Genomic DNA, 3,766 nt, shown 5'->3' with positions numbered 1-3,766 from the left:
GAAGGTGAATCTATGCGAAAACTGGATCAATCCGGACACTTGTAGTAAAAATTAGGTTAAGAGAAATCTGGGATCACGACTGTCCGGATGATCCCGAAACCGCTGTCCGGAATGACCGAAATTCGCACGTTTTATAAGTTCAATAATGAATTCATCGGATAGCTAACCACATTGAAACAAGTTTTTTACATCCAAATTCTTACGCACTTCATGGTCATATGAACCTTCTCTGATACAGGATATAACCTGTTTTTTAACATCGTTGAATCCCATAAAACCTCTTTTATTATGTACGTCAATTATCGTACAGTCAACTTTGTACGCTATTTGTCGTACTTTTTCTGCAGTCTGCATAATGCACTTAAATTGAGACAACCTCAATGAGCAAAGTGTGTGTAAAAGTTATTTTAAGCATTCAAATTTAATACTGCCTGTTCAGAGATACTTTCTGTCGCATTAGCATCATGAACATCAAATCCTAATGCTTCATAACCCTTAGCTCTCTTTTTATACATACGTTCCAGCATCGGAAAGCCGGTTTCCACGTAATCATATATTAAGACTTTCTCCTTTCCTTGATACTGGCGTTGAATCCTGCCGATGTATTGAGTTAGTGCGCCTTTCCATGAAATAGGTAACGCTAGAAACAGGGTGTCCAGTTTCGGAAAGTCAAAACCTTCACCAACGTATTTCCCTGTGGCGACCAATACTTGGACTTGATCTAACCGTTCTAAAATCTGTTCTTTTACCTTGTTCTTCATTGCTCCGTGTAACAGCTCTGCAGCAATATTTTGCTTGTTTAGCATGTCGAATAAAAGCTCGGCGTGTTCACGGCGTTCAGTCAGTACGATAGAGGTTCGATTGGATAATACTGCTTCAATTATATTTTCAACGATTATCTGGTTTCTTTGTTGATTGTTCGCTAACCATTGATAAATTTTTGAAATGTGTGGGCGTTGTTCAGAATCCAAAAACTCTGTTGGTATCGGGATAGTAAGCTTGTTGAGTTTTACGTGCCTCACAAAGTTTTTATCTTCTGAACTAGCTGTATATCTGATTCTTCCTGCTTGCATAAAGATAATGGGCTGATGACCATCTTGTCTATTTGGTGTTGCCGTAATCCCTAAAACAAACGTTGAGTGAACTTCTGAAAGGAGTCTTTCATATTGTGGCGCAGAAATGTGATGGCACTCGTCGATTATCACTTGACCATATTCATAAACAATTGGGTTGATACTGTTATTTTTTCGGTCAATCAAACTTTGATATGTGGCAATGTCGATCTCCGTTGTCGGTTTGTTTTTACTTGCTCCAATGATCCCAATGTCAGCTCCTGTCAAAAAGGCTTGTAGCCGTTCTTTCCATTGGATCAGCAGTTGTCGGCTATGTACCAAGATGAGAGTATTCACTTTTCTTTTTTGGATAATACCAATAGCCGTGATCGTTTTACCAAAAGCAGTGGGAGCATGAAGAATGCCTACATTGTGTTTTAAAAGCTGGGTAACAGCTTTAGCTTGTTCCTTTCTAAGCTCACCTTGAAAAGTGAGTTTGTTGAGCTTACTTCCAGCCCGTCTTTTATCATTGATTTCAATGGATACATTATTTTCTTCGAAGAGTGAAAGTACATCATCAATACAGCCTCTGGGGAGTGAAAGATAACAATTATCCACTTCAGCTAAGCAGATGAACCTTGGAATTCCATTAGTAGAAAATCGCAGTGCTTGAGTTTTGAAAAATACTGGATTTGAAAAGCTAGCGGTGCGTTTCAGCTGGGCTATCAAAGCCTGTGGCAATTGATTCAGCTCTATGAAAATTCGATTGGCCAAGATTAGCCCAATGGTTGCAGGGCAATTTTCAATACTTGAAGTTGGTTTGGCAAAATTGAGTTCCCAAGGCTTTTTATCCAACGTTGATTTTGAAGATTGTTTGCCATCAATAAGCTGTTTAATTTGCGCTTCGGAAACCTTTTTTACATTCGATAAATGTTGCCATTGTTCAGGAATAGGGTTGAAATCGTCATCAATAAAAACAGAGTTGCCTTGCTGACGAGGATGATATTGTAAGGGGAGAGCAATAAGGTTACCAAACCCTCCAGCTGGTATAGAGTCTTGATTAGGGAATAGTCGGTCATAAGATTCAAATGACAGACCTGAGTGGAACTCCATTGCTCCATCAAGCAGTAAAAACCCTAACTCCCTAGCTTCTGAAGCAGGGATCGGAGTATGAAAAAAAATCCAAATATGAGCGCCATTTCCTGAGCGTGAACGTTCTACATAACAAGGAATATCAAATTTGATGCATGATGTTCGAAACGCCGTTACAGCTTCTTGCCAATCTGATTTATCAAAGTCAGCAGCTAATAACCAGCAGGTATTATTTACGAGTAGAGGGTAAAGACCCACAATCTGCTTACCAATCAAGTGACTATGTATGGTGTTGGCATCAATATGTTTGAAAGCTTGATGTTTACATTCCATACACTTTACTTTTGGCTTAAAGCAAATACCTTGTTTCCATTCATTATGGCAAGCGATGGAATAACCAGAACGACCTTGCTGGTTTTGCCAACGAAACGCATGGGCGTCAATCCGACCTTTAAATAGGTTTAAAAATAATTCAACTTTTTGTCTTGAGCTAAGTGAAGGCTGAATTGAAGTTTGAGATAAAAGCTTAGCTTTTCGGGTGAGCAACTTTTGTTTCTCTTGCTCAAGATCTTTCAACTGTTGCTCAATTAATTCAAGTTCTGAAGGTTCAGGCAAAGCTTTTCTCAATAGAGTGAGGATGTTAGCTAATTTTTAATCAAGAATGTTTTTTGATCAACAGGTTCTATGTTCTTATCTAAAGCGTTGCCAATGGATTTTTACTAATAGCATCCTCCAAATGCGTTGGTGCAAAGTGAGCATAACGCATCGTGTCTTTGATATCTGAGTGACCTAAGATTTCTTTCAGTACCGGAATATTGCCACCATTCATCATAAAATGACTGGCGAAGGTGTGGCGTAGAACGTGGGTCATTTGTCCTTCAGGTAAAATGATCTTTGCTCTTTTTACTGCTTCTTGAAATGACTTACGGCATGGGCGAAACAGTTTGCCTCTAACTCTTGGGATTTGATTTGCTAATTCTTCTGAGATTGGAACTGTGCGGTTTTTCTTGCCTTTAGTCTTGGTGAAAGTAATTCTGTCGTTAGCAATTTGGCTACCAGTTAAACCTTCAGCTTCAGACCATCTTGCCCCCGTTGATAGGCAAATTTTTACTACGGTGACCAAATGCTCGTATTTGGCATTGCGGCACTCATCCAAAAGTATTGGGATTTCTTCTGGGTAAAGAAAAGCCAGTTCGGTATCTTGAGTTTTAAAAGGCTCTAAGCCTTCTATTGGGTTGGGGTGTTTCCACTCACCGAGCTTTTTGAGTTGAGAAAATACCGAATGAAGGTAAGCGTGTTCATGGTTGACTGTATTGGGCTTTACTTTAGTTTTATTGCCCTGTAAATCTGCAACTTCACCATCGAGGCGCATTTGTCGATAGCTAGCAAAGTCATTGAGGGTCATTTTACTTGCAATGGGATTATTTAACGCATTGCATATTAATTGAAGCCTTCTTAACCGCATGTCAGGATCTGCAAGCTGTTGACCATGAAGCAGACATTGATCAGACCCCTAGGTCACTTTTTTGATTTTATAGAATGTTAACGTGTGACCTCCTATTAGCCTTACTATCTTTTCCCTTAACTCATCAAAACCGTCTAGGCGAATTTTATTGTCATAT

2 protein-coding genes are annotated in these 3,766 nt (G+C 39.3%); both read right to left on the bottom strand.

Annotated features, from left to right (window positions below):
* Positions 1-407: 407 nt before the first annotated feature.
* Positions 408-2,759, bottom strand: coding sequence for a TOTE conflict system archaeo-eukaryotic primase domain-containing protein (locus D5018_RS20965; protein WP_121840919.1), 2,352 nt, complete (start codon positions 2,757-2,759; stop codon positions 408-410).
* 79 nt (positions 2,760-2,838) lie between these two features.
* The gene (locus D5018_RS20960) at positions 2,839-3,642 is read right to left on the bottom strand and encodes a phage integrase (RefSeq protein WP_121840918.1); all 804 of its coding nucleotides are present in this window, start codon (positions 3,640-3,642) and stop codon (positions 2,839-2,841) included.
* Positions 3,643-3,766: the final 124 nt, after the last annotated feature.

It is taken from the genome of Parashewanella curva (assembly GCF_003675895.1).
Taxonomy (GTDB): domain Bacteria; phylum Pseudomonadota; class Gammaproteobacteria; order Enterobacterales; family Shewanellaceae; genus Parashewanella; species Parashewanella curva.
This window is presented reverse-complemented; position numbering and strand designations above follow the sequence as displayed.